Raw genomic sequence first — 24,086 nt, forward strand, 5'->3', positions numbered from 1 at the left:
CCCCCACCCGAGCAGCGCCGCGATCATGCAGGCGTTCCAGAGGACTGGTGCGGCATACGACAGGAAGAACTTCCCGTGGCTGTTGAGCACGCCGAGGCACCACGCCGCGATCACCAGGAGCCCCGCCCCCGGGAAGAGGATGCGTACCAGCTGCACGGTCAGCTCGCGCTTCGCCCCCTCGAAGCCGGGCGCGATGGCGCCGACCAGGAGCGGCGCCGCGAGGACGCCAAGGAGGACGACGACGGCGGAGAACAGCGCCAGGACGCCCAGCACCGCCCCTGCCACTTCCTGCCGCGCCACGTCGTCACCGCGCGCGCGCAACCGGGAGTACACGGGGATGAACGACGCCGAGAGCACCCCTTCCCCAAAGAGATTCTGCAGGATGTTGGGGATCCGGAATGCCTGCGTGAAGGCGTCCGATTCGTCGCCGGCGCCGAAGTAGTACGAGAAGACCCGCTGCCTGACGAGCCCCACGAGCCGGCTGAGGAGGATCCCCGCCGCCACGAGCGCGGCCGGGCGCCGGCTGGCGTCCGGGGCACGCGCAGGAGGTACCGGCTGCGAGCGACTCACGCCCGGTCGACGGGGATCGCCTGCCCGTGCACCAGCGCCTCCGCGTGCCGCCGCGCCGCCTCCCGCATCGCGTCCAGCACGCCGGTGCCGTAGCGGGCGATCGTCGGGAGGAGGTTGAGCGCGCGCTCCTGGCGCATCCCCCCGGGGAAGAGCGCCCCCTGCATCGTCGACACGTCGTGCCGCATCCCCGCCTCACGCCGCTTGATGGCCGCCAGGAGGCGCCGCTCGAGGCGATCGGCGCGCCAGGCCAGCTGGCGGCGGCTCCCTTCCACCACCGACGGAGGGAGGATCCCGCCCGTCCGCGCCACCGCGGCCGCGAACGCCGCCGTCCCCTCCTCGATCCGATCGCGCATCGCCTGCAGCGCGTCGAGCACCTCGGCAGGCGCAAGCCGGCGCGCCAGGCGAAGCTCGACGTCGTGGGGCGACCGGAGCTCCTGTCGCGCGACGCCGTAGGACGACAGCAATCCCGCGACGTGCGGCTCGACGATCGTGCACGACCAGCGCGGCACCACCAGCGGCGTGCGAGCCCCCAGGACCTCGGACACGGCGCCGACCTGCGCGAAGTACGCGATCTCACCGGGGCCGGCGACGTAGGCGATGGTGGGGAGCACGGCCGCCTCCACGACGGGACGCAGCAGCACGTTGGGCGAGAGCTGCTCCCGCGCCCCGCGCGCCGCCACGTCACGCGCCAGCCGCAACGGAATCCGGAACTTGCGCCCGCCATCGCGCCCGAACACCAGCGACAGGCCGTCCACGTCCGCCACCTGGGGCTCGAGGCCCTCCGATCGCAGCTCCGCGCTCCGGCCGCGAAGCGCGGCGGCGATCGCCTCTCCCTCCGTCAGCGCCCGCATCAGGAGCGGGCGCTCGGCCTCGAGCAACGCCGGGTGCGAGGCATCCAGCACCGCCATCCCCAGCGGCTGCAGCACGCGCCGGAGCAACGCGAGGTACGCGCCCCCCACCGTCGCGCCGGCGTGATACGCCTCGCGCGCCGCGTCCAGGATCCCCGGCTCGAGCGCCGAGCCGGACGCGACCGCCAGCCGCTCCAGTTCGTGCGACACGTCGCCTAACGGGTGATCGTGCATCGGAAGCCCCTCGAGCGGGGGGCCGTGCATGGCGAGGCGCTCCGCTCCACCCGGGAGGGCGATCCACGTGTCGCGCGCCTCGGCAAAATCCGCATCGTCCGTCGCGGCCCAGAACACCGGGGCGGCCGGGATGCCCGTGGCGCGCTCGATGGCATCGGCGAGCTCGATGGCCGCGATCGCCTTGCTCCACGTATACGTTGGCCCGCCGAAGAGTCCGGGTTGCTGCCCCGTCGTCACGACCACCCCGCCAGCCCGGGCCACGCGTTCGAGACGCTCCCGGGCGGCCCCCGCCGCCCCGAACGCCGGCGCGAGCTGGGCCAGCCACCCCGACGGCGTCGCCCGGCGGATCTCGTCGGCGCGCTCCCGCCAGCCATCGGACGACGATGGTCGCGCCACGTACCACTCCATCGACCCGTCTCCCTCGATCACCCGGCGGGCCAGGGCGCTCCCGCCGAGCGATTCCGTGATGATCATCGGGAGGGTCATGCCGACCCGGGGAAGGAGGGAGCATTGCCCCCGGCCGCCGCCGCACGGCAGCGCCGCGCGCGTTCTTCCGCTCGACCTTCGGCCACCCGACATCGGGCGAGATGCGAATCACGCATGGATGAATGGTTCGTCCGTCCCGGCGGTGCGTCCCTGCGGAACTCCCCGCCCCGCGCCGCGCCGCCGCTGGCGAAATCTCGCGACGTGTTCCCCCCTTTCGCGAGTGCATCGCTCCACAAAATGGCCGGCCGGCGCGCCTCGCGGCGCCCACGCGACCGGCCATCCCGCCTCCCGTCCCTCGCCAGGCGGCGCGGCCGCCCGGCCTATGCCTTGTGGTACGGCTCGCGCCTAACGATTGTCCCGGCCCGGTACAACTGCTCGGCCAGCACCAGGCGCGCCAGCTCGTGCGGCAGGGTAAAGGGCGCCAGGGTGAGCCGGCGCGTCGCGGCCTGGCGAACCGCCCCATCGAGCCCGTGCGCGCCGCCGATCACGAAGGCGACGTCACGCCCCCCCTCCCGCAGCTGCTGCATCCACTCCGCGAAGGCGACCGACGGGAGCACGTCGCCGCGCTCGTCGCACGCGACGATGAGGCTCCCCGCCGCCTGCTCGAGGAGCCGCGCCCCCTCGCGGCGCACCACGACGGTCGCATCGCGCCCGCGCTCCTCCTTCACCTCGATCACCTCGAGCGGCCAGTATCGCGTGGCGCGCGCCTCGAACCCGGCCACGGCGTCCGCCAGCCCCCGGTCGCGCACGCGACCGACGACGATGAGCCGGAACCTCACGAGAACGCGCGCGGGCGGCGCGACCGCTCGTCGCACCGCCCGCAAGGAAGCCCACGTCGCACGCCCGGGCGCTGGTCACCAGGGCGCATCGTCCGGCGGCTAGGCGTAGATGCCGCGCAGCCGGTGCACCGTGGCCACGCGGCTGATCGACAGCATGTAGGCCGCCGTGCGCATGTTCACCTTGTGCTGCTTGGACAGCTCGAGCACGTCGCGGAACGACTTCACCATGAGGTCGCGCAGGCGCTCGTTCACGGTGTCCTCGCTCCAGAAGTAGCCGCCACGGTCCTGGACCCACTCGAAGTACGAGACGGTCACGCCACCGGCGTTGGCCAGGATGTCCGGAATCACGAAGATCCCCTTCTCGTCGAGGATCGCGTCCGCCGCCGCGGTGGTGGGCCCGTTCGCCCCCTCGCAGATGACCTTGGCGCGAATCTTCGACGCGTTCTTGGTCGTGATCACGTTCTCGAGCGCGGCCGGGACGAGGACATCCACGTCCAGCGTCAACAGCTCGTCATTGGAGAGCCGCTCGCCCTTCCCGTACCCCTCGAGGACCTTGTGCTTCTTGACGTACGCGGCCGCGTCGTCGACGTCGATCCCGGCCGCGTTGTAGATCGCGCCGCTCCGGTCGCCGATCGCGACCACCTTGCACCCCTCGCGCGCCAGCAGCTGCGCCGCCACCGACCCCACGTTGCCGAAGCCCTGCACCGCGACGGTCGTCCCCTTCACGCTCATCCCCAGGTGCGCCAGCGCCTCCTTCACCACGAGCATGCATCCCCGTCCCGTGGCCTCGCGGCGCCCGAGCGACCCACCCATCTCGACCGGCTTCCCGGTGACGACCGCGGTGACCGTGTGGCGCATCTGCATGGAGTAGGTGTCCATGATCCAGGCCATCACGCGCTCGTTGGTGTTCACGTCGGGCGCGGGGACGTCGGAGTCCGGCCCCAGCACCGACATGATCCCCGAGGTGTAACGACGCGTCAGGCGCTCGAGCTCGCCCGCACTCATCTTGAGCGGATCACAGATCACCCCGCCCTTCGCCCCGCCGAACGGGACGTTCACCACCGCGCACTTCCACGTCATCCACGCGGCCAGGGCGGTGACTTCATCCAGCGTGACCTGCGTGTCGAACCGGATTCCGCCCTTGGCCGGGCCGCGCGACGTGTTGTACAGCACGCGAATCCCGGTGTAGACCTCGATCTCGCCGTTGTCCATCATCACCGGACACGACACGATCAGCTGCTTCTCGGGCTTGCGCAGCACCTTGTACAGCCCCGGTTCGAGGTCGAGCAATTCGGCCGCGCGATCGAAGCGCGACATCATCGCCTCGAACGGGTTGTCTTCGTTCAGGAAACGATCCTTGTCCGGCTGGACGATGGCGTTCGTCGGAAGGCGGAGATCGGTGGGCATGGGAAAGATTCTCGGGACCGGCACGCGGCCGGCGGTTATCGGACGGAAAGTTCGTGCTGACGGGCGTCCAGAAGGCGCTGGATCGCCGCCGCGTACGCGGGGGCGCCGGCGTCGATCGCCAATCGCTGGGAAACATACCACAGGGGCGCCGAGGCGCGAGGCCACAACGGTTTGAGCTTCACCGCGTCCTTGAGGGTGCAGACGATGGAGGCGCCGGCCGAGGCGCCTCGCAGGATGGCGGCGACATCGTCACCCGTAAAACGATGGTGATCCGGAAACGATACCAGCGCCACACGCGCCCCAACCTCCTCGAGTTGCTCGGCGAATCGACGCGGCGCCCCGATCCCGGCGACGGCAAGCACCGATGCCCCCCGCAGCGTTTCCAGGGGACGCGTCCCTCCCTCCCCTCCCACGGCGTGCAACGCTCCCAGCTCGAGGGCGACGCACACGACCGGCGCGGGGGTGAAGGCCGCCACCGACTGGGCGACGTCGGCCGACATGGCAGGACCTACCGACTTGCGGGTCACGATCACCAGGGTGGCGCGCCTCAGCGCCGCCGGCGGCTCCCGATAGGGCCCCGCCGGGAGGCAGCGACGGGGAGCCCCCACCCACTGCTCCGCCGCCACCACGACGGCATCGACGACCCGGCGCGCGTGGCGGTGCTGGAACGCGTCATCGAGCACGACCACGTCGCACCCGAGCTGGCGCGCGCGCGCGCTCGCGGCCACGCGGTCGGGACTCGTTAGGACCGGGACGCCGGGGTTGAGCCGCTCGTGGACGGCGGGTTCATCGTCCCCGTACCCACGAAGCACCAGCGCCGGGCGCGCCCCGCCGTCGCGGAGCCGGCGTGCGATGTCGGCGGCCACCGGCGTCTTCCCGGTTCCGCCCACGGTGAGATTCCCGACGGAAAAGGCCGGGAGCGCCGTCGCTCGTGCGGCGAGCACGCCGCTGTCGAAGAGGGCGTTTCGGACCGCCACCCCACCGCGGTACAGCCACCCCGCCGGAACGAGGAGTGCGCGCGCGGTTCGGGCTCCCGCCCCCCGCCCTTCCCACACCAGGGCCGGATCCACGCCGCCTCAGCCCTCGTCCGGCCCGCAGACCGACATCAGGAGCGCCCGGAAGCGCGGGGCCTCCGCTTCCGCCTCACGGGGCCCGGTCGCCACCACGCGCGCTCCCTCGCTGTAGGCAATCGTGACCTTCGCGAAGGGCTTGGGAATCACGAAGCGGTCCCACGATCGCAGCCGCCAGGCCCGGTCGACGGTGGCGCCGAAGGCGATGACCGGGACGCCGGCCCGCATGGCTGCCACGACCGCCCCCGGCGCGAACTCGCGTCGCGGCCCGCGCGGGCCGTCGGGGGTCACGGCGACCTCGTGCCCGCCCTCGAGCTCACGGACCAGCTCGAGCAGGGCGCGCGCCCCGCCCCGGCTGGACGAGCCGCGCACCGTGCGGCACCCGAGCGCCTTGCAGATGCGCGCGATGATCTCGCCATCCGCGTGGGTGCTGATGAGCACCGACACCCCCTGGTCGCGGTGCTGCCACAGGATCGGGAGGAGCTCGCCGTGCCACAGGACGATGACCAGCGGCGTCCCGCTCGCGCGCAGCGCGTCCAGCGCCCCGGCGTTGCGGGTCGTCATGCGCCAGGTGGAGGCCAGCAGGCGCACCAGGGTCCCTCCGAGCGAGGCGGCGAGCGCGACCTTCGCGCGACGTCGCCATCCCGCCGGGCGCTCGTCGCTCACCGGGCCAGCTCGGCGGCCATCGCCGCCACCCGGGCCGATGCGCCCGGCGTCCCCAGCCTCGCCCGCACCTCGCCCAACGCCGCGAGTTGCAGCTCGCGAGCCGGGCTCCCCGGCTCGAGCAGCTGGCCCAGCGTCTCCGCCATCGCGTCCGGGACGAGCCCGTCCTGCACGAACTCGCGCGCCACCTCGCGCCCCGCCACCACGTTCACCAGGCCGATGAACGGGATCTTCACCGCGCGCCGCGCGATGGCGTACGTCCAGCCGCTGGTGCGGTACGCCACCACCAGCGGGCACCCCGCCACCGCGGCCTCGAGCGTCGTCGTTCCGCTCTTGCAGAGCGCGGCGTCGGCCGCCCGCAGCACCGAGAAGGACGCATCGTGCACCTGACGGTACGGGCAGCGTGCGGCATCGAGCGCCACGGTCGGCGCCACGCTCACCACGACCTCCAGCCCGGGGTGGCGCGCCTCCAGCAGGCGCGCGGTGGCGACGAAGGCGTCCAGGTGGCGGGCGATCTCCTGCGCCCGGCTCCCGGGAAAGAGGGCCAGCACGCGCCGGTCGGGGGCGATCCCCAGGCGCTCGCGTGCCTCGCGCTGCGACGGCAGGTCCTGCGCCCGGTCCAGCAGCGGATGGCCGACGAAGGTGGCGTCGATCCCGTGCTGGCGCAGGAGCGCCTCCTCGAACGGGAGGATCACCGCCGCCCGGGTAATCAGCTGCGCGAGCCGCGGGAGCCGGTTCGCCCCCCACGCCCAGACCTGCGGCGTGATGTAGTAGAGCACCGGGACGCCGTGCCGGCGTGCCGCCGCCGCCACCTTCATGTTGAATCCCGGATAGTCGATCACGACCAGGAGCGCGACCGTCCCGCTGGCCAGGCGCCGCTCGAGCTGCCGCAGGAGGGCCCAGTGATGCGGGATCTTGCGCAGCACCTCGACGAAGCCCATCACCGCCATCGCCTCGGCGTCCTCGAGCAGCTCGACGCCGGCGCGGCGCATGTGGCGCCCCCCCATTCCCGCCAGGTGCAAATCCGGACGCCGCGCCGCCAGCTCGTGCGCGAATCCGGCCGCGTGCAGATCGCCGGACGCCTCTCCGGCGATCACCAGGACTTCACGCACGCGGACGCTCCGGCCCCGCGGCCAACGCCGGGCGCGTGCGCTCGATCTCCTGCACGATGCGCAGCGCCACCGCCAGTGCCTCGCGCCCGTCGTCGCCCGTCACCGTCACCGGTGCCACGCCGCGCACGGCGTCGATGAACGACCGGAACTCCAGCCGCAGCGGCTCCCCGTCCGGCGCCTCCAGGGGGATGCGTTCGACGAACGCCTCGAGCTGCTGCGGCGCCTTGGTCAGGGCCGCCAGGTCGACGTCCCCCCGGATCCGGTAGAACTCCCCGTTCCCCGCCCCGAGGTCGAGCGACAGGTAGCCGCTCTGCTGGAAGATGCGCAGCTTCCGCATCCGCTCGCGCGACACGCGGCTCGCCGTCACGTTCGCCACCGCTCCCGACTGGAACGTGATCCGCGCGTTCGCGATGTCCACGAACGGCGTCAGCACCGGGATGCCGACCGCCTGCACGTCCTGCGCCCCGCTCTTCACCAGCGTCAGGAGGAGGTCGATGTCGTGGATCATCAGGTCCAGGACCACCGCGACGTCGGAGCCCCGCGGGTTGAATGGGGCCAGCCGGTCGCTCTCCAGGAAGCGCGGCCGGTCCACGTATGGCATCGCCGCGCGAATGGCGCGGTTGAAGCGCTCCACGTGCCCGGTCTGCACCAGCGCCCCGTGCGCCTTCGCGATCGCGAGGATCTCGTCGGCCTCGGCCAGCGTGGCCGTCAGCGGCTTCTCGATCAGGACGTGGCGCCCCCGGGAGACCGCCGCCCTGGCGACCCCGAAGTGGGCGGGGGTGGGGACGACGATCGTCAGGGCCTCGCACGCCTCGATCAGCGCCGCGGGATCGTCCCAGGCGCGGACGCCGAGTTCCCCCGCGACCTCCGCCGCGCGCTCGGGGCGCGACTCGTGGAACCCGACGAGCTCCACGTCCTCCAGCTCGCGCAGGATGCGCACGTGATGGTAGCCTAACGCGCCGGCGCCCATCACCCCGACGCGGGTCCGGGCCGGGCTCAAATCACCACTCCGCGCCCGGAATCCTCGAGGAAGCGGAGGAAGTGATCCACCTCCGCCATCGGCTGCAACTCCGAACGGGCCCGCTCCATCGCCTGCGAGACGTTCAGCTCGGACCGGAAGAAGAGCCGGTACGCCCGCTTCAGCTCCCGCACCGTCTCGTCGGAGAAGCCGCTGCGTTGCAGCCCGACGCTGTTGAGCCCGTAGAGCTTGACCGGGTTCCCCACCGCCTTGAGGAAGGGGGGAACGTCCTTCGCCACGCGCGAGCACCCGCCCACGAACGCGTGGCGGCCGATCTTCACGAACTGGTGGACCGCCACCAGTCCGGAGATGATCACGCGGTCCTCGATGGTCACGTGCCCCGCGAGCTGCGTCCCGTTGGAGATGATGACCCCGTCGCCCAGGTGGCAGTCGTGCGCCAGGTGCACGTACGACTGGAGGAAGCACCCCTTCCCCACCGTCGTCTTGAAGGAGTGCGCCGTCCCGCGATTGATCGTCGAGTACTCGCGGACGCGCGTCCCCTCGCCGATCTCGACCCAGGTCTCTTCCCCCTTGAACTTGAGGTCCTGCGGGTCGCCCCCGATCACCGAGCCGATCCCGATGACCACATTGGGCGCGAGCTTCACGTTCCGCTCGAGCACGGCGCGCGCCTCGAGGACCGAGCCGTCGCCGATCTCGCACTGCTCGCCGACGATCGCGAACGGCCCGATGCGCACGTTCTCGCCCAGCACGGCCCGGGGCGAGACGATCGCCGTGGGATGGATCTCGGCGCTCATCGGTCCTTCAGCATCGCGGCCATGTCCGCCTCGGCCACCACGCTGCCGTCCACCTTCGCCACCCCCTTCATCTGGCACATCGGGCCGCGCATCTTCACCACGTCGAGCTCGAAGCGGAGCTGGTCGCCCGGACGCACGGGCTTGCGCCACTTCACGTTGTCCAACGACGTGAAGTAGACGACCTTGCTCGTGGGATCGGGGACCGATGCCATGAGGAGGATCCCGCCGACCTGCGCCATCGCCTCGATGATCAGCACGCCGGGCATGATCGGATGCCCCGGAAAGTGTCCCTGGAAGAACGGCTCGTTGATCGTGACGTTCTTGAGCCCCACCACGCGCTTCCCCTCGTCGTACTCGACGACCCGGTCCACGAGGAGGAAGGGATAGCGGTGCGGCAGCACCCTCAAGATCTCTTCGATTTCGATCACCTGCGTCTCCTTGCACGCCCTCTTGGTCAATTCCCGCACCAGGCGCACGGTCCCCGCGTGGCTGGGGCGGTGAGCCACCACGCGCGCGCGCACCCGCTTCCCCGCCAGGGCGAGGTCGCCGATGCAATCCATCGCCTTGTGCCGCACGAACTCGTCGGACCAGCGCAGCTCGTTGTCCACCACGCCGTCCGGCCCGAGCACGATCGCATTCGCGGTGGTGCCCCCCTTGATCAGTCCGCGGCTCCGCAGGTACTCCACTTCGTGCGCGAACCCGAACGTCCGTGCGTCCGCCAGCTCGCGCGCGAACACCTCCGGGCTCACCACATAGCGCCCATCCTGGTGTCCCACCAGGGGATGGGCGAAGTCGATCGACACTTCCACCGAGAACGCATCCGCCGGATGCGCCTCGTACCACGACTCGCCGTGCTCGATGCGCACGGGCTCCACGAGGCTGAGAACCTCCACGCGCCCCGCGTGCGGCGCAATCCCCGCCGCCGCCAGCGCCCGGAAGAACGGCCCGGCGCTCCCATCCATGATCGGCGGCTCGGGACCATCCATCTCGATCACGACATCGTCGATCTCGTGCGCCGCAACCGCCGCAAGCACGTGCTCCACCGTGTGGAGCGCCGCCTCTCCCTCCCCCAGCTGCGTGCGCCGCTCCGTCTCGACCGCGACCGACACGTGTGCCCGGGTCGCGGGCGCCCCGGGGAGGTCGGAGCGCACGAAGCGGATCCCGCTGCATGGCGCCGCCGGGCGAAACGTCAGCCGGCAGGGGAGGCCGAGGTGGAGCCCCACCCCCTCGAGCGAGATCGCCCGCTGAATGGTCTGGCGGCTGACGGCCTGGCCGCTGGCGGCCTGGCGGCTGGCGGCGCTCACGACTCCTCCCGCCCCAGCAGCTTCTCGAGGCGGCGCACCATCCCGGCCAGCTTGAACAGCGCCGCCTGGGCGCGCAGCGCCTCACGATGCGGGCGCGCCGGGTACCCCGACCATGTCTCGCCCGCAGGGACATCGCCGAAGACCCCGGCCTGGGCGGCGATCCGCGCGCCGTCCCCGATCTGGTTGTGCCCCGAGATCCCCACCTGACCGCCGATCACGCACCCGTCACCCAGGCGCGTACTCCCCGAGATCCCGGCCTGGGCCACGATCAGGCACAGTCGCCCCACGCGAACGTTGTGCCCGATCATGACGAGGTTGTCGATCTTCGTCCCCGCCCCGATGACGGTGTCGTCGATGCTCCCGCGGTCGATCGTCGTGTTGGCCCCGATCTCGACGTCATCCTCGATCACGCAGCGCCCCACGTGCGGGATCTTCTGGTGCACCCCGCCGGTGTAGACGAAGCCGAAGCCGTCGTTGCCGAGCCGTGCCCCCGCGTGCGCCACCACGCGGTGTCCGAGTCGCGTCCCCGGGTACGTCGTGACATGGGGGAACAGGTGCGAGTCATCCCCGATCTCGACCCCGTCGCCGACGACCACGTGCGCATCCAGCTGGACGCGATCGCCGATGCGCGCGCCGTCGCCGATGACCACATAGGGCCCGATCGTGACCTCCTCCCCCAGCACCGCACCACGCCCGATTCGCGCCGTCGGGTCGATCCCGGGGCGCCTGGCGGGAGGGACGAACAGCACGGGGAGGAGGCGCAGCATGGCCTCCTGCGGCTTGGCGACGACGACCCGCGCCGCCACGCCTCCGGGAGTGTCGGCCAGCTCGGGGGCCACGAGGGCGACGCTCGCCGAGCAGTTCGCCAGGAGCGGGGCGTACTTGGCGGAGGCCAGGAACGTGAGCTGCCCAGGGGTGGCGCGGTCGATGGGAGCGACCCCGTGAACGGGAGCCTCCGCATCGCCCCGCACCTCCCCGCCCACGAGTTCCGCGACGTGCCGGGCCGTCAGCATTGCGGTGCGCGCCACGTCGCCGGCTCGACGCCGGCGCGCGGCCGTCCGGTTACGGCGTCGGCTTCTTCGGGACGACGCCCGCCGGCTGCGCCTTCACTCCCGCCGCCGCCTTGGGCTCCTCCTTCGCCGTCACCGGGATCGGCTTGAGGCGTGACACCACCTTGTCGGTGATGTTCAGCGTCGAGTCGGCCGCCACGATGACGCTCGCGTTGGTCCCGATGTCGAGGATGAACGAGAGTCCCTCTTCCTTCCGCAGGGCGTCGAGCACTTCACGGATCTGGTTCATCATCGGCTGCACGAGCTCGCCCTGGCGCTGCTGCATCTGCGCCTCGAGCAGGCGCGCCGAGTTCTCGAACGTCTGCTGCTTCTCGCGAATCTCCTTCTCGCGCAGCTCGCGGTTCACCGCGGAGAGCGTCGGCGCCGACTTCTGGTAGGCGGCGGCCATGGCCTCGAGCGTGTCCTGCATCTTCTTGATCTTCAACTGCGCGGCGTCGTACTCCTTCTGGAACGTGCTCTCGGCCGCGGCGCGCCCGGGCGCCTTGTCGAGGATCACGCGCGAGTCGATGTAGGCGAGCTTCAACCCGCTGCCCTGCGCCGAGGCGGCGCCCGATGCGAGCGTGAGGAGGCCCAGGGCCACGAGGATTGCGCGAACACGTGTGTGCAGCATGTCGTCTCCGGTGCTAGAAGAGCTGTCCAAGCCTGAAGTGGAGTTGCCATTTCGGCTTCTTGCGGCCATTGGCATCGAGGCGGTCGAAGCCGTAGGCGTAGTCGAGGCCGAGCGGGCCGAGGGGCGTGACGGTGGACGCACTGATCCCGGCGCCTCGGAACAGGCGCGTGGGATCGAAGTCGCGGGGATGCCGCCACACATTACCCGCATCGTAGAAACCGGCAAGGTAGAGGGCCTGGTTGACCCGCATCCCCACCTCTGCCGTGGTACTGAAGAAGGCCTTGCCGAACGAGCTGCGCGTGGCGTTGAAGGTGCTGGTCCCGGTCACGTAGCCCGTGGGGGAGATCGAGAACTCCTCGTACCCGCGCAGGCGCTCGCCGAACTGGACGCCGCCTAACGCAAACTCCTGCGAGAAGAAGAACGGCCCGGTGTTCCCGAACACGCTCCCGGCCCGGGCCGTGAGTCCGGCCACGAACTTGATCGGCTGCGACCCGGGCCGCCCGCCCCCCACCTGCCCCAGCGGCGCGTAGGCGCTGGCATCCGCCGTGTAGCGCTGGAAGGTCGACGTCCCGCCCAGCACCCCGCCGTTGAAGTTGGCCGCGATGTTGTACTGCGCCCCGGCCGTCGGGAAGGGCATGTCGATCCGCGTGTCGCGCGTGAGCGAGGCCCCCAGCGTCGAGCGCAGCGACTTGCTGCCGTAATCCGAGCGGAAGCCCCCCAGGAGCCCCTGCGTCCCGAAGGTGACGTTCTCGAGGCCGTACGACAGGAACACGCGCGTGAACGGCGAGCGCGGGAGCGGCACGCCGAATTGCAGCTGCGCGCCGGTGCGCAACGACCGCCCGAGGTCGGCGATATAGTACCGCTGGAGCGAGCGATACACCGACACCGTCCCCGAGATGAGCGACTGCCGAATGCGCGGATCGCTGTACGACAGGTTGAAGTCGTTGATGTAGCGCCCGAACTGCCACTGGAGGGAACCGCGCTTGCACTGCCCGAAGAGGTTCGGCTGGTCGAGCCCGATGAAGCCGCCGACGCCGGTCCCCTGCCCCATGGAGGCGCCGAAGTTCACGTTCCCGGTCCGCTTCTCCTTGACGCGAAAGACGATGTCCACGTCGCCCTGGTCGTTGGCCGTGCGCGTGTCGGGAGGCGGGATCGGCGTCTCGAAGAACCCCAGGTTCCCCAGGCTCTGCCACGAGCGGATCAGCGCATCCTGGTTGAAGACCTGCCCCGGGAGGATCACCAGCTGGTCCCGAATGCACGTCTCCTGCGTGTAGTCGTTCCCGAAGATCTCGATGCGGTTGATGACCGCCGGAGTCCGCTCGTCGACTTCCCAGCGCAGGTCCACGTAGTGCGACGAATCGGGCGCCACGCGACGCTCCACCACCGGACGGACGTTGGCGTAGATGTAGCCCTCCGTCGCGTAGGCGCTGGCGATCTTCTGGCGCGCGTCGTCCCAGGCGGCCTGGTCGAAGATCCCCTTCGGCGTCGGGGTGCGTCGTCGCAGGAAGTCCGTGACGCGCGACATCACCGGGCGCGACTGGTCACCGAACGGATAGAAGCGCGCCAGGTCCTCGCTGGAGTAGTGCTTGTTCCCGGTCACCTCGAACTCGCCGACCTTGTACCGCGGCCCCTCGTCGACCGCGATGTCGACCAGCGCCTTCCCGCGATCGCGGTCGATGATCAGGGTATCGCGCGCGACGCGGAAGTCGATGAACCCCCGCTTCGCGTACAACTGCGGGATGCGCTCCGCCAGGTCACCGGCGTAGTTGTCGTCGTCGAATTCGCCCTTGCGCCAGAAGAAGAACCCTTCGGGCCGCGTCTTCATCGTGCCGACGATCTCGCCCGCCTTGAGCTGCTCGTTGCCGCGCACCTTCACGCCCGAGACGGCCAGTCGGCGCCCCTCGTCGATGCGGAAGGTCAGCTTCACCGCCTCGTCGCCGATCGCCTGCGTGTCGACGCTCACGCGCGCGAGGAAGTAGCCGTTCTTCTCGTACAGCGAGTCGATGCGATGCACGGCCAGCGCCACGGCCGAGGCATCGAGTGGCTTGTTGTAGGCGAGGTCGATCTTGTCACGCACGCTCCGCCCCGAGAGCCGGTCCACCCCCTGGACGTCGGTCTCCGCGAGGAGGGGGCGCTCCTTCACCAGGAGCGACAGGACCGCGAAGTTCCGCGCGTCGTCGAGGTCGCAGACGACCTCCACTCCCTGGAACTGCCCGGTCTGATACAGGGCGCGAATGGCGCGCTGCACCGCCTTGTAGTTCAGCTGCGTCCCTGGCAGCAGCCCGGCCTCGGCCAGGACGTCGGCCATGGGGACGCGCTTGTTGCCCCGGACGGCGATCGAGTCCGGGGTGGTGCAACGACCCTGCGTAGCAGCGTCCTGGGCCGACGCGCCGCGCGCGACCAGGCCCAACGCCAAAAGCGCTAACAGCTTCCGCGACATAGCCGGCTAATATACACAAAGAGATCGGCCGGGTTCAGTGCGAACCCGGCCAATCTTTTTGACACCTGAGCCCCGGAATAGGCTTACGCCTGCGGGGCGGAACTGCTCATCACCCGGAAGACCAGCTTCTGGCCGTCCTCGGACAGGTCGACCTCGATCTCGTCGCCCTTGCTGAACTCCCCGACCAGGATCTTCTCGCTCAGGGGGTCCTCGATGTGGCGCTGGATCGCCCGCTTCAGCGGCCGGGCCCCGTACTGCTCGTCGTACCCCTGCCGGGCAAGGAAGTCGGACGCCGCATCGCTCAGCTTGAGCGAGAGCTCGCCCTCGGCCATCCGCTTCTGGACGTCCCGGAGCATGATCCCGACGATCTGGGCAATGTGCTCCTTTTGCAGCGGGTGGAAGACGATGACGTCGTCCAGGCGGTTGAGGAACTCCGGGTTGAAGACGTGCTGCAGCTCCTCCTTGATCTTCTCGGACATCCGCTCGAACGAGGCCTTGAAGTCGGGGGCCGTGAAGCCCAGCGCCCGGCTCTTGGCCACGTCCTTGGCCCCGACGTTCGAGGTCATGATCACGACCGTGTTCTTGAAGTCGATGAGCCGGCCGTAGTTGTCGGTCAGGTGCCCCTCGTCGAGGACCTGGAGGAGGATATTGAAGACGTCGGGGTGCGCCTTCTCGATCTCGTCGAGCAGGACGACCGAGTACGGCTTCCGGCGGACCGCCTTGGTGAGCGTCCCCGACTCCTCGTACCCGACATACCCCGGGGGGGCCCCGATGAGGCGCGAGACGGAGAACTTCTCCATGTACTCGCTCATGTCGACACGGATCAGCGCCGACGGGTCGGCGAAGAGGAAGCGGGCGAGCGAGCGGGCGAGTTCGGTCTTCCCGACCCCCGTCGGGCCGCAGAAGATGAACGACCCGATGGGGCGCTTCGGGTCCTTCAGCCCAGCCCGGCTGCGCCGAATGGACCGGGCGATCGCCATGATCGCCTCGTCCTGTGCCACCACCGACTGGTGCAGCTCCTCTTCCATGCGGAGCAGGCGCGAGCTCTCGGCCTCCTGCAGGCGAGTGACCGGGATCCCCGTCCAGCGGCTGACGATGAAGGCGACCTCTTCCTCGCCCAGGACGGGACGGTGCGACTGGCGCCGCTTCTCCCACTCGTCCTGCTTCTTGCGGATCTCGCCCTGCAGCTCGCGCTCGGTGTCGCGCAGCGCGGCGGCGCGCTCGAAGTTCTGGTCACGCACGGCGGTCTCTTTCTCCGTGTTGACCTTCTCCAGCTCTTCCTTGAGCTGGGCGACCTCCGGCGGCGGGACCTGCGCGGCCAGGCGCGCGCGGGCGCCCGCCTCGTCGATCACGTCGATGGCCTTGTCCGGAAGGAAGCGGTCCGTGATGTAGCGCTCCGAGAGCTTGGCCGCCGCCACGAGCGTATCGTCGGGAACGATGACGCGGTGGTGATCCTCGTACTTCCGCTTGAGCCCCTTGAGGATCTCGACCGTCTCCTCGATGGAGGGGGGGTCGACGATCACGGTCTGGAAGCGACGCTCGAGGGCGCCGTCCTTCTCGATGTACTTGCGATACTCGTTGAGCGTCGAGGCACCGACGCACTGCAGCTCGCCGCGCGCCAGCGCGGGCTTGAGCATGTTCGAGGCATCGATCGCCCCCTCCGCCGCTCCGGCCCCGACCAGCGTGTGCAGCTCGTCGATGAACAGGATGACGTTCTTGTTCTGGGCAATCTCGTTCATCACGGCCTTGAGGCGCTCCTCGAACTGGCCGCGATACTTGGTGCCGGCGATCACGGCCGCCATGTCGAGCGACAGCACGCGATGGTCGCGCAGCGCATCCGGGCACTCTCCGGTGGCGATGAGCTGCGCCAGCCCCTCGACGATTGCCGTCTTGCCGACGCCCGGCTCGCCGATCAGGACCGGATTGTTCTTCTTGCGGCGCGTCAGGATCTCCATCACGCGCTCGATCTCCTTGGCCCGCCCGATGGTCGGGTCGAGCTGCTGCTCCGAGGCGAGCTGCGTGAGGTCGCGGCAGAAATGGTCGAGCGCCGGGGTCTTCGACTTCTTCTCGCCCTTGGGCGGCGCGGCCTGCGGCGGCGTCGCCCCCGGCTGCGGCTCCTTCCCCCCGCCCTGCGGCGGCATCTCCGTCCCCAGCAGGCGGAGTGTCTCGGCGCGCGCGGCATCCAGGTTGACGCCGGCGTCGGTCAGGACCTGCGCGGCGATCCCCTTCTCCTCGCGCAGGAGCCCGAGCAGCAGGTGCTCCGTCCCCACGTAGGAGTGGTTGAGCTCACGCGCCTCGCTCATGGCCAGCTCGAGGACCTTCTTGGCGCGAGACGTATAGGGAAGGTCCGGCCCCGTGGTCTGGGCCGCCTTCCCCTTCTTCACGGTCTCCTCGATCTTCTGCTGGATCTCGTCGAGGTCGACGTTGAGGTTCTGCAGGACGGCTGCGGCAACCCCTTCGCCCTCGCGAATGAGCCCGAGCAGGATGTGCTCCGTTCCCACGTACTCGTGGTGCAGCCGCTGGGCCTCCTCGCGTGCCATCTGGAGGACCTTTCGCACCCGCTCGGTGAAGTTATAGCCGTTCATGAATCCCTCGGATCAGCTCCCCCGCCGCCGTCAGGCAACCGGGTCCGCCTCAGCTTCGAGCGCCTGCCGGACGTAGCGCGCCCGCGCCACGTTGGCTTCGCTCTCGGTCAGCGCACGTCCTTCCGCATACGCCAGGTGCGCGCTCTGGCAGAAGATCAGGAGCTTGTTGAGCGTGTATACACTGAGCCCACTGATCAGTTTCAGCCCCACCGCCAGCCGCACGCCGCTGAGGTAGTTCATCGCCTCCTCGAACGTGAGGCTCCGCGCGAAGCGAAGCGTCCCGTAGGCTCGCCACAACTTGTCCTCGATAATATAGCCCGCATCGCGCCACAGCACGCGCCGGGCCTCGTGCTCCCGCTGGATCACGTGCCGGACCACCCGCACCAGGTGGTCCGCCAGCTCCTCCTCCGTTCGCCCCAGCGTGGTCTGATTGGAAATCTGGAAGAAATTGCCCACCACCTCGCTCCCCTCGCCGTACAGCCCGCGATAGGTCAGCCCCATCGCCTGCAGCCCGGCCAGGACCTTCCCGATCTCCTTCGTGAGCACCAGCCCGGGGAGGTGGATCAGGACCGACGCCCGCATCCCGGTCCCCGTGTTCGTCGGGCACGCCGTCAGGAAGCCGAACTCGTCGTGGTACGCATACGGCAGGCGCGCCCCCAGCTCCCGGTCCATCCGCTCCACCGCCGAAAGCGTCCGTTCCACGTCGAGCCCCGAGCGCAGGGCCTGCAGGCGCAGGTGGTCCTCCTCGTTCACCATCACCCCCACCCCGTCCTCGCCGAGGATCACCGCCGCCCCGCCGCGCAACGGCTGCGCCTCCTCCAGCCCCGCCAGCTCCCTGCTCACCAGGTGGCGCTCGTGCAGCAGCTGGCGGTCGTTAGGCGCCAGCTCGTCGACCCGCAGCACCACCGCCTCGCGCAGGCTGCCCACGTGGGGCATCGCGTCGCGCACCTGCTCCAGCACGCGCAACCGCTCCCCCTCGCGGGCCCGCCCCGTGAAGGCATACCCTTCGACGTTCCGCGCCAGGCGGATCCGGGTCGACAGCACGACATCCGCGTGCTCGCCCGAGCCGTCGAGCCATCCCATCCCCCCGTCGGGGAGCAGCGCCAGGTCCAGCATCACTCGGCGTCCCGAATCTGGTCACGGAGCGCGGCCGCCACCTCGAACTCCTCGTTCCGGATGGCGCGCCGCAGGCGGTCGCGCAACTCGCCGATCGTCGTCGCCCGCTCGAGCACGTCCGGCGCCGGGGACACGTACCGGCGCCCCACGTGCTGCGCGCTCCCCTGCACCCGCCGCAACAGCTCCCGCAGGCTCGGCTCGAACGTCGCGTAGCAACGCGCGCACCCGAGCCGCCCCGTCGTCCGGAAATCGCGCAGCGTCATGGAGCAGTACGTGCATCGCACCGTCTCGCCCTGGGCGGTGCTCGCCTGCTGCTGCACCGCCTGCAGGAATTCGCCCAGCACGTTCTTGGGCGGCGTCGTGACGGTGGTCTCGATCCCCTGCTCCGCCGCGCACTTGGCGCACAGGTGCCGCTGCCGCACCTCCCCCTCCACCGCCTGGGTCAGGTGCACGCTCGCATCCTGCTCATGACAAACTTCACACAGCATCAGGCCACGACTCCGCTCACGTCGGTCTCGGCCAGGACCCCGTCCTCCAGCAGGAGCACGCGATCCGCCCTGGCCGCCAGCGACCGGTTGTGCGTCACGACCGCCATCCCGATCTCCAGCTTGCGGGCCAGCTCGGCCAACAGGTCGTGCAGCCGCTCGGCATTCCCGTGATCCAGGTTCCCCGACGGCTCGTCCGCCAGCAGGAGGACCGGGTCCATCGCCAGCGCCCGGGCCACCGCCGTCCGCTGCTGCTCTCCCCCCGAAAGCTCCGCCGGGCGATGATGCATCCGCTCCCCCAGCCCCACCAGTGCCAGGAGCTCCTCGCCCCGTCGGCGGGTCGCCGCCGGATCACGCTTCGCGATCCGGGCCGGCATCATCACGTTCTCCAACGCCGAAAACTCACGCAACAGGTGATGGAACTGGAAGACGAAGCCGATCTTTCGATTCCGGATCAACGCCAGCTCCTCGTCCGACCGCCCCTCCAGCGATTCCCCGTCCACCACCACGCGCCCGTCGGTCGGACGATCGAGCGCCCCCAGGACGTGCAGCAGCGTGCTCTTCCCCGCCCCGCTCGTCCCCACGACCGCGATGATCTCTCCACGGGCCACCTGAAGCTGCACCCCGTTGAGGATGTGCAGGATGCCGCCGTCCCCCCCGCGGTACGACTTCACGATTCCTTCGGCAGACAGGACCGGCATCCGGTTTCGGCTCCCACTCGACGGCACGTTGTGGACAATCCCCCGCTCCGCACAACCCCACTGAACAAGTCCCTGCGAGCGCCCCGGGGTTCCGGGGACCGCCCCGCCCGGACTACTCGTGGCGAATCGCCTCGATCGGGTACAGTTTCGCGGCCTGCTGGGCCGGATAGACGGTGGCCAGCGCGGCGATCGCCACCGAGGCGACCACCGTCAGCAGGACGTCCGCCCACTCGGTCGTGACCGGCAGGTGATCGATGAAATAGATCGCCGGATCGAGCTTGATCAGCTTGTACTTCCCGAGCGCGACCGAGACGACCAGGCCGAGCAGCAGTCCGAGGAGGGTTCCGGCGATCCCGATCACCAGCCCCTGCGTGAGAAAGACCCTCCGAACCGATCGCGCCGTCATCCCCATCGCCTTCAGGATCCCGATCTCCCGCGTCTTGTCGGCCACCACCATGGTCAGGTTACTGACGATGTTGAACGCCGCCACGACGACGATGAGGAGGAGGATCACCCCCATGCCGAGCTTTTCCAGCTTGAGCGCCTGGAACAGCGACGAGTTCTGCTCCTGCCAGTCGACGGTGCGATAGGGGAATCCCAGGTGCTGCGCAAGCTCCGGGGCGACCTCGGGGGCGCGCCACCGGTCCGTCGTCTTCACCTCCAGCCCGGTCACCGCGGTATCGAGCCCGGCAATGTCCTGCGCCGCGGCGAGCGCCATGAAGACGTACGCATTGTCGTACTCGTACATCCCCGTCTCGAAGATCCCCGTGACCTCGAAGCGCATGGGGCGGGGGACGAAGCTCCCCGTGGCGCGATTGATGGTCGTCCCCGAGATGGTGGCGATGACGACCGTGTCGCCGGGGTACGCATTCAGCCGGGCCGCGAGCAGCTTCCCGAGGACCACCCCTCGCTGGAGGCCGTCCGAACTGGCGAAGCGAAAATCCCCCTGCACGGCGTGCTGCCGGATGCTCGTGACTTCGACCGTCCCGGGTGCCTGCGGCTCGATGCCGGCCACGAAGGCCCCCTCGATGTAGTCGTGCCCCGTGCTGAGCAGCCCCTGCGTCAGGACGAAGGGGGCCGCGGCGACCACGCCGGGCTCGCGCCGTACGCGCTCCATGACCGACCGCCAGTCGGCGATCTTCAGGTCGTCGCCATAGCTCAGGACCCGGATGTCCGGCGATCCGATGAGGATCTTCTCGCGCAGGTCACGCTGCAACCCGTTCATCACCCCCATCACGACGATGAGGGCGCTGACGCCGACGATGACTCCCCCGATGGCGATGACGCTGATGAACGACAGCAGCTTCGAGCCCCGCCGGCTGCGCAGGTAGCGCCAGGCGATGTCGAACTCGAGGGACTTCATTCTGGCCGCATCGTGGGAAAGAGGATGACGTCGCGGATGTTGGCCGAGCCCGACAGATACATGAACAATCGATCGAGACCGATCCCGACGCCACCCATCGGCGGCATCCCGTATTCCATCGCGCGCAGGTAATCCTCGTCCACCCCCGCCGCCTCCTCGTCCCCCTCGGCCTTGAGGCGCGCCTGCGCCTCGAAGCGCCGCCGCTGGTCGAGCGGATCGTTGAGCTCGCTGAACGCATTGGCGAGCTCCTTGCCCTTCGCGAACAGTTCGAAGCGCTCCGTCAGTCCCTCCCCTCCCCGCTTCGGCTTCGCCAGCGGGGAGAGCTCCACCGGGTAGTCGACGACGAACGTCGGCGTGTCGATCTTCGACTCGACCAGCGCCTGGAACATCTCGTCCAGGAGCTTGGGCCGGCTGAGGGTCTCGACCTTGTGCACGCCCACGCGGCCGGCCATCTCGCGGAGCGCCGGCAGGTCGAGGGTCATGCAATCGGCGCCGAGCCCCTGGTTGAGCGCCGGGACCCACTCGATGCGGGGGAACGGCGGGGCGAAGCGCGGGACGTCGTGGAAGGCGTCGTCCGTCAGCAGCAATCGCTCCTCGGGGCTGGCCGCCCCGGGCGAGAGGACCGCGCGCACGGCGTCCGAGGCCCGGATCAGGAGTTCCTCCACGCGCCCCATCATGACCGTGTAGTCGGCGTAGGCCTCGTAGAACTCCAGCATCGTGAACTCGGGGTTGTGCGTGCGGTCGATCCCCTCGTTCCGGAAGTCGTGCCCGATCTCGTAGACGCGGTCGAGCCCCCCCACCACCAACCGCTTCAGGTACAACTCGTCGGCAATCCGCAGGTAGAGCGTCATGTCGAGCGCGTTGTGGTGGGTGACGAACGGACGCGCCGCGGCGCCGCCATAGAGCGGCTGCAGGATCGGGGTTTCCACCTCGAGGTACCCCAGCCCGTCCAGCGCCCGGCGGAGCTCGGTGATCATGCGCGTGCGCGCCACGAAGCGGCGCCTAACGTCGGCATTCACCGCCAGGTCGGCATACCGCTGGCGGTAGCGCATCTCCGGGTCGGCGAAGCCGGAGTGGCGCACCACCGTGCCATCCACGATCTCGTCCTTCCCGTAGGGCAGCGGGCGCAGCGACTTGGCCAGCAGCGTCACGCGCTCCACCTTGACGGTCGTCTCGCCGGTGCGGGTGCGGAAGAGGGTCCCTTCCACCCCGACGATGTCGCCGATGTCGAACAGCGCCAGCTGGGCGAAGACGTCGTCGCCCAGCGCATCGCGCCGGAAGTAGACCTGCAGCCGCGAGTGCGCGTCGGCCACGTGGCCGAAGATCGTCTTGCCATGCGGGCGCCAGGCCACGAGGCGGCCAGCCACGGCGACGCGCGGCCCCTCCTCCTCCCCCTCGGGAAGGGCCCGCAGCGCCGCGACGGTATCGTGCGTGGCCTCGTACCGATAGGCGAAGGGCGCGACGCCTAACGACTCGAGCTGCGCCAGCTTCTCGCGCCGTGCCCGCAGGACGAAGTTGAGGTCCTCGCTCACCTGGCCTCCATGGCACCCGCGCCATACTGCTTGAGGTATGCTTCGATGAACTCGTCGATGTCGCCGTCCATGATCCGTTGCACGTCGGGAATCTTCAGCTCCGTCCGGTGGTCGTTCACCATGGTGTATGGCTGGAAGACGTAGCTCCGGATCTGGCTCCCGAAGGACACGTCGGACTTGGTGGCATCCAGCTTGGCCTTGGCCGCCGCCTGCTTCTCCAGCTCCAGCTGGTACAGCTTGTTCTTCAGCTGCTTCATCGCCGTCGCCTTGTTCTTGAACTGCGACCGCTCCTGCTGCGACGAGACCACCACGCCCGAGGGCAGGTGCGTCAGGCGCACCGCCGAGCTCGTCTTGTTGACGTGCTGTCCCCCCGCCCCGCTCGCGCGGAAGACATCCATCTTGATGTCCTCGTCGCGAATCTCGATGTTGATCTCCTCGTTCACGACGGGGTACACGAACACCGAGGCGAAGCTCGTGTGCCGGCGAGCGTTCGAATCGAACGGGGAGATTCGCACCAGGCGATGCACCCCCGTCTCGGGGCGCAGGAAGCCGTAGGCGTACTGCCCCTTGATCTCGAGCACGGCCCCCTTGATCCCCGCCTCCTCGCCGTCGGACATGTCGAGGACCTCGATGCCGAAGCCGTGACGCTCGGCCCACCGCGTGTACATCCGCAGGAGCATCTGGGCCCAGTCCATCGCCTCCGTCCCACCCGCCCCCGCCGCGATCTCGATCTGCGCGTCGCGCCAGTCGTCAGCCCCTTGCAGGAGCGATCGCAGCTCGTACGCCCGCAGGTCGCCCTCGATGGCCGACGCCTCCTGGTCCAGCTCCCGCGCCATCTCCTCGTCGGGCTCCGCCGTCAGGAGGTCGCCGAGCTCCTGCGCACTCCGCACGCGCCCCTCGAGACGGTCGAACGGCTCCACCCACGCCTTCAGCGCCTTGACGCGCTGCACGACGTCGCGCGCCCGCTCCTGGTCGTCCCAGAAGCCGGCGCCCGCCATCTGGCCCTCGAGGGTGGCTAGACTCTCGCGCTTGTGCGCGAGGTCAAAGATACCTCCGCAGTTCCGTCAGCCGCTCGCTGTACCCCTCGAGAATCCGCCCCCGTTCCTGGTCGGCCATCGGTCCGTTGTCTCCGCGAGTTCACATGTGACGCGAGCCGCCCTCCGCCTGGGAGAACGGCTCGCCCGGGTTGCTGCTCGTGCGATGACCGGAAAAATAGCGGCGGCGCGGGGCGCGTTGTACCCCGGCTAGAAGATGCGCTTCCCGCCGGCCAGGACGTCGTTCAGCGCATCCTGGAAGTGCGCCGTGCTCTCCGCGAACTCGCGCCCGACCTGCTCCACGTACTCCTCGTACGACTTCTTGATCTCCTCCCGGAACAACTGCTTCAGCGTCCCGTTCCGCGATCCCTCCTCGCGCTTCTGCGGATGGTACGCCACCATGTCCGATACCAGCGCGCGCGCGAGGCGCCGCGCCTTCTGGTTCGGGTCGTTGGAGAGGAATGGATTGATCGCGCGGCGCGCCGCTGGTGCGCCCCCGGCCGCTCCCCCGGCCGCTCCGGTGGCGGCTCCGGTGACGGCTCCGGTGGCGCCTTCCGTGGCCGCTTCCGTGGCAGCGCCCGCGGCAGCGCCCGACGCGCCGACTCCCCCCCCGGCTCGTGGCCCAGGGATCGCCGGTGCCCCCTCCCCGGGAGGAGTGGAAGGCGTCGGAATCGCCGGGGTGGTCTGCCGCGGCGTCTCGAGCGGCGGCTCGAGCGGCGGCTCGAGCGGCGGCTCGAGCGGCGCTCGTGGCGCCCCGCGGGACGAACGTGGGCGTGGGGTGCGGGGGACGCGGCGGATGGGGGGGCACCGGCGGCGAGACCGGGGCACCGAACGGCGGCGTCACCGGCGTGAGCCGGCGCCCCGGAGTGAACGGGGGAATGCGACTCGTCCCACCCTCGAACGC

20 protein-coding genes and 1 pseudogene are annotated in these 24,086 nt (G+C 70.0%); all 21 read right to left on the reverse strand.

Features of this window, described 5'->3' with window-relative positions; translation table 11 throughout:
* The 21 genes and pseudogenes from ABS52_17140 to ABS52_17240 all read right to left on the reverse strand — a co-directional run bounded on the left by ABS52_17140 (position 1) and on the right by ABS52_17240 (position 23,584).
* Positions 1-570: pseudogene (locus tag ABS52_17140) on the reverse strand (hypothetical protein).
* Complete coding sequence (locus ABS52_17145; protein ODT01168.1) at positions 567-2,138, reverse strand: hypothetical protein; 1,572 nt, start codon at positions 2,136-2,138, stop codon at positions 567-569. Before ABS52_17145 ends, ABS52_17140 begins: the two are co-directional and overlap by 4 nt.
* 320 nt (positions 2,139-2,458) lie before the next feature.
* On the reverse strand, positions 2,459-2,917 hold the full coding sequence (locus tag ABS52_17150; protein ODT01188.1) for a hypothetical protein: 459 nt from the start codon (positions 2,915-2,917) through the stop codon (positions 2,459-2,461).
* Positions 2,918-3,016: 99 nt separating this feature from the next.
* Complete coding sequence (locus ABS52_17155; GenBank protein ID ODT01189.1) at positions 3,017-4,237, reverse strand: amino acid dehydrogenase; 1,221 nt, start codon at positions 4,235-4,237, stop codon at positions 3,017-3,019.
* Between the two features lie 122 nt (positions 4,238-4,359).
* Entirely contained in the window at positions 4,360-5,301 is a 942-nt protein-coding gene (locus ABS52_17160) for a tetraacyldisaccharide 4'-kinase (protein ID ODT01169.1), read from the reverse strand.
* A gap of 99 nt (positions 5,302-5,400) precedes the next feature.
* Positions 5,401-6,060 (reverse strand): hypothetical protein, encoded by a 660-nt coding sequence (locus ABS52_17165; GenBank protein ID ODT01170.1) that lies wholly within the window; start codon positions 6,058-6,060, stop codon positions 5,401-5,403.
* A complete protein-coding gene (locus tag ABS52_17170) occupies positions 6,057-7,169 on the reverse strand; it encodes a lipid-A-disaccharide synthase (protein ODT01171.1) in 1,113 nt (370 codons plus the stop codon). Before ABS52_17170 ends, ABS52_17165 begins: the two co-directional genes overlap by 4 nt.
* A complete protein-coding gene (locus ABS52_17175; protein ODT01190.1) occupies positions 7,162-8,139 on the reverse strand; it encodes a hypothetical protein in 978 nt (325 codons plus the stop codon). Before ABS52_17175 ends, ABS52_17170 begins: the two co-directional genes overlap by 8 nt.
* Positions 8,140-8,165: 26 nt before the next feature.
* Entirely contained in the window at positions 8,166-8,942 is a 777-nt protein-coding gene (locus ABS52_17180; GenBank protein ID ODT01172.1) for an acyl-[acyl-carrier-protein]--UDP-N-acetylglucosamine O-acyltransferase, read from the reverse strand.
* Positions 8,939-10,246: a hypothetical protein gene (locus ABS52_17185; GenBank protein ODT01173.1), complete on the reverse strand. Its 1,308-nt coding sequence runs from the start codon at positions 10,244-10,246 to the stop codon at positions 8,939-8,941. The genes ABS52_17180 and ABS52_17185 overlap by 4 nt, the downstream gene beginning before the upstream one ends.
* Positions 10,243-11,259, reverse strand: coding sequence for a UDP-3-O-(3-hydroxymyristoyl)glucosamine N-acyltransferase (locus tag ABS52_17190; GenBank protein ID ODT01174.1), 1,017 nt, complete (start codon positions 11,257-11,259; stop codon positions 10,243-10,245). The genes ABS52_17185 and ABS52_17190 overlap by 4 nt, the downstream gene beginning before the upstream one ends.
* A 49-nt stretch (positions 11,260-11,308) precedes the next feature.
* On the reverse strand, positions 11,309-11,926 hold the full coding sequence (locus ABS52_17195) for a hypothetical protein (GenBank protein ODT01175.1): 618 nt from the start codon (positions 11,924-11,926) through the stop codon (positions 11,309-11,311).
* 13 nt (positions 11,927-11,939) lie between these two features.
* Complete coding sequence (locus ABS52_17200; GenBank protein ODT01176.1) at positions 11,940-14,366, reverse strand: outer membrane protein assembly factor BamA; 2,427 nt, start codon at positions 14,364-14,366, stop codon at positions 11,940-11,942.
* Between the two features lie 83 nt (positions 14,367-14,449).
* The gene (locus ABS52_17205; GenBank protein ODT01177.1) at positions 14,450-16,951 is read right to left on the reverse strand and encodes an NDP-hexose 4-ketoreductase; all 2,502 of its coding nucleotides are present in this window, start codon (positions 16,949-16,951) and stop codon (positions 14,450-14,452) included.
* 30 nt (positions 16,952-16,981) lie between these two features.
* Entirely contained in the window at positions 16,982-18,067 is a 1,086-nt protein-coding gene (locus ABS52_17210) for a protein arginine kinase (GenBank protein ODT01178.1), read from the reverse strand.
* Positions 18,067-18,555 carry a hypothetical protein gene (locus ABS52_17215; protein ODT01179.1) on the reverse strand — a complete coding sequence of 163 codons (489 nt, stop codon included), beginning with the start codon at positions 18,553-18,555 and terminating at the stop codon, positions 18,067-18,069. The genes ABS52_17210 and ABS52_17215 overlap by 1 nt, the downstream gene beginning before the upstream one ends.
* Entirely contained in the window at positions 18,555-19,253 is a 699-nt protein-coding gene (locus ABS52_17220) for an ABC transporter ATP-binding protein (GenBank protein ODT01180.1), read from the reverse strand. Before ABS52_17220 ends, ABS52_17215 begins: the two co-directional genes overlap by 1 nt.
* Before the next feature lie 112 nt (positions 19,254-19,365).
* A complete protein-coding gene (locus ABS52_17225; protein ODT01181.1) occupies positions 19,366-20,616 on the reverse strand; it encodes a hypothetical protein in 1,251 nt (416 codons plus the stop codon).
* On the reverse strand, positions 20,613-22,187 hold the full coding sequence (locus ABS52_17230) for a lysine--tRNA ligase (protein ID ODT01191.1): 1,575 nt from the start codon (positions 22,185-22,187) through the stop codon (positions 20,613-20,615). The genes ABS52_17225 and ABS52_17230 overlap by 4 nt, the downstream gene beginning before the upstream one ends.
* Positions 22,145-23,146, reverse strand: coding sequence for a peptide chain release factor 2 (locus ABS52_17235; GenBank protein ODT01182.1), 1,002 nt, complete (start codon positions 23,144-23,146; stop codon positions 22,145-22,147). The genes ABS52_17230 and ABS52_17235 overlap by 43 nt, the downstream gene beginning before the upstream one ends.
* A gap of 246 nt (positions 23,147-23,392) precedes the next feature.
* Entirely contained in the window at positions 23,393-23,584 is a 192-nt protein-coding gene (locus tag ABS52_17240) for a hypothetical protein (GenBank protein ID ODT01183.1), read from the reverse strand.
* Between the last annotated feature and the right edge of the window lie 502 nt (positions 23,585-24,086).

It is taken from the genome of Gemmatimonadetes bacterium SCN 70-22, assembly GCA_001724275.1.
GTDB lineage: Bacteria > Gemmatimonadota > Gemmatimonadetes > Gemmatimonadales > Gemmatimonadaceae > SCN-70-22.

Excerpts from the sequence above, each read along its gene's own strand:
- ABS52_17205 (ODT01177.1), bottom strand. The coding sequence starts at position 16,951 with ATGAACGGCTATAACTTCACCGAGCGGGTGCGAAAGGTCCTCCAGATG.
- ABS52_17175 (ODT01190.1), bottom strand. The coding sequence starts at position 8,139 with ATGGGCGCCGGCGCGTTAGGCTACCATCACGTGCGCATCCTGCGCGAG.
- ABS52_17155 (ODT01189.1), bottom strand. The coding sequence starts at position 4,237 with ATGATGTCGCGCTTCGATCGCGCGGCCGAATTGCTCGACCTCGAACCG.
- ABS52_17180 (ODT01172.1), bottom strand. The coding sequence starts at position 8,942 with ATGAGCGCCGAGATCCATCCCACGGCGATCGTCTCGCCCCGGGCCGTG.
- ABS52_17235 (ODT01182.1), bottom strand. The coding sequence starts at position 23,146 with ATGGCGGGCGCCGGCTTCTGGGACGACCAGGAGCGGGCGCGCGACGTC.
- ABS52_17240 (ODT01183.1), bottom strand. The coding sequence starts at position 23,584 with ATGGTGGCGTACCATCCGCAGAAGCGCGAGGAGGGATCGCGGAACGGG.
- ABS52_17190 (ODT01174.1), bottom strand. The coding sequence starts at position 11,259 with ATGCTGACGGCCCGGCACGTCGCGGAACTCGTGGGCGGGGAGGTGCGG.
- ABS52_17145 (ODT01168.1), bottom strand. The coding sequence starts at position 2,138 with ATGACCCTCCCGATGATCATCACGGAATCGCTCGGCGGGAGCGCCCTG.
- ABS52_17200 (ODT01176.1), bottom strand. The coding sequence starts at position 14,366 with ATGTCGCGGAAGCTGTTAGCGCTTTTGGCGTTGGGCCTGGTCGCGCGC.
- ABS52_17210 (ODT01178.1), bottom strand. The coding sequence starts at position 18,067 with ATGCTGGACCTGGCGCTGCTCCCCGACGGGGGGATGGGATGGCTCGAC.
- ABS52_17225 (ODT01181.1), bottom strand. The coding sequence starts at position 20,616 with ATGAAGTCCCTCGAGTTCGACATCGCCTGGCGCTACCTGCGCAGCCGG.
- ABS52_17195 (ODT01175.1), bottom strand. The coding sequence starts at position 11,926 with ATGCTGCACACACGTGTTCGCGCAATCCTCGTGGCCCTGGGCCTCCTC.
- ABS52_17220 (ODT01180.1), bottom strand. The coding sequence starts at position 19,253 with ATGCCGGTCCTGTCTGCCGAAGGAATCGTGAAGTCGTACCGCGGGGGG.
- ABS52_17215 (ODT01179.1), bottom strand. The coding sequence starts at position 18,555 with ATGCTGTGTGAAGTTTGTCATGAGCAGGATGCGAGCGTGCACCTGACC.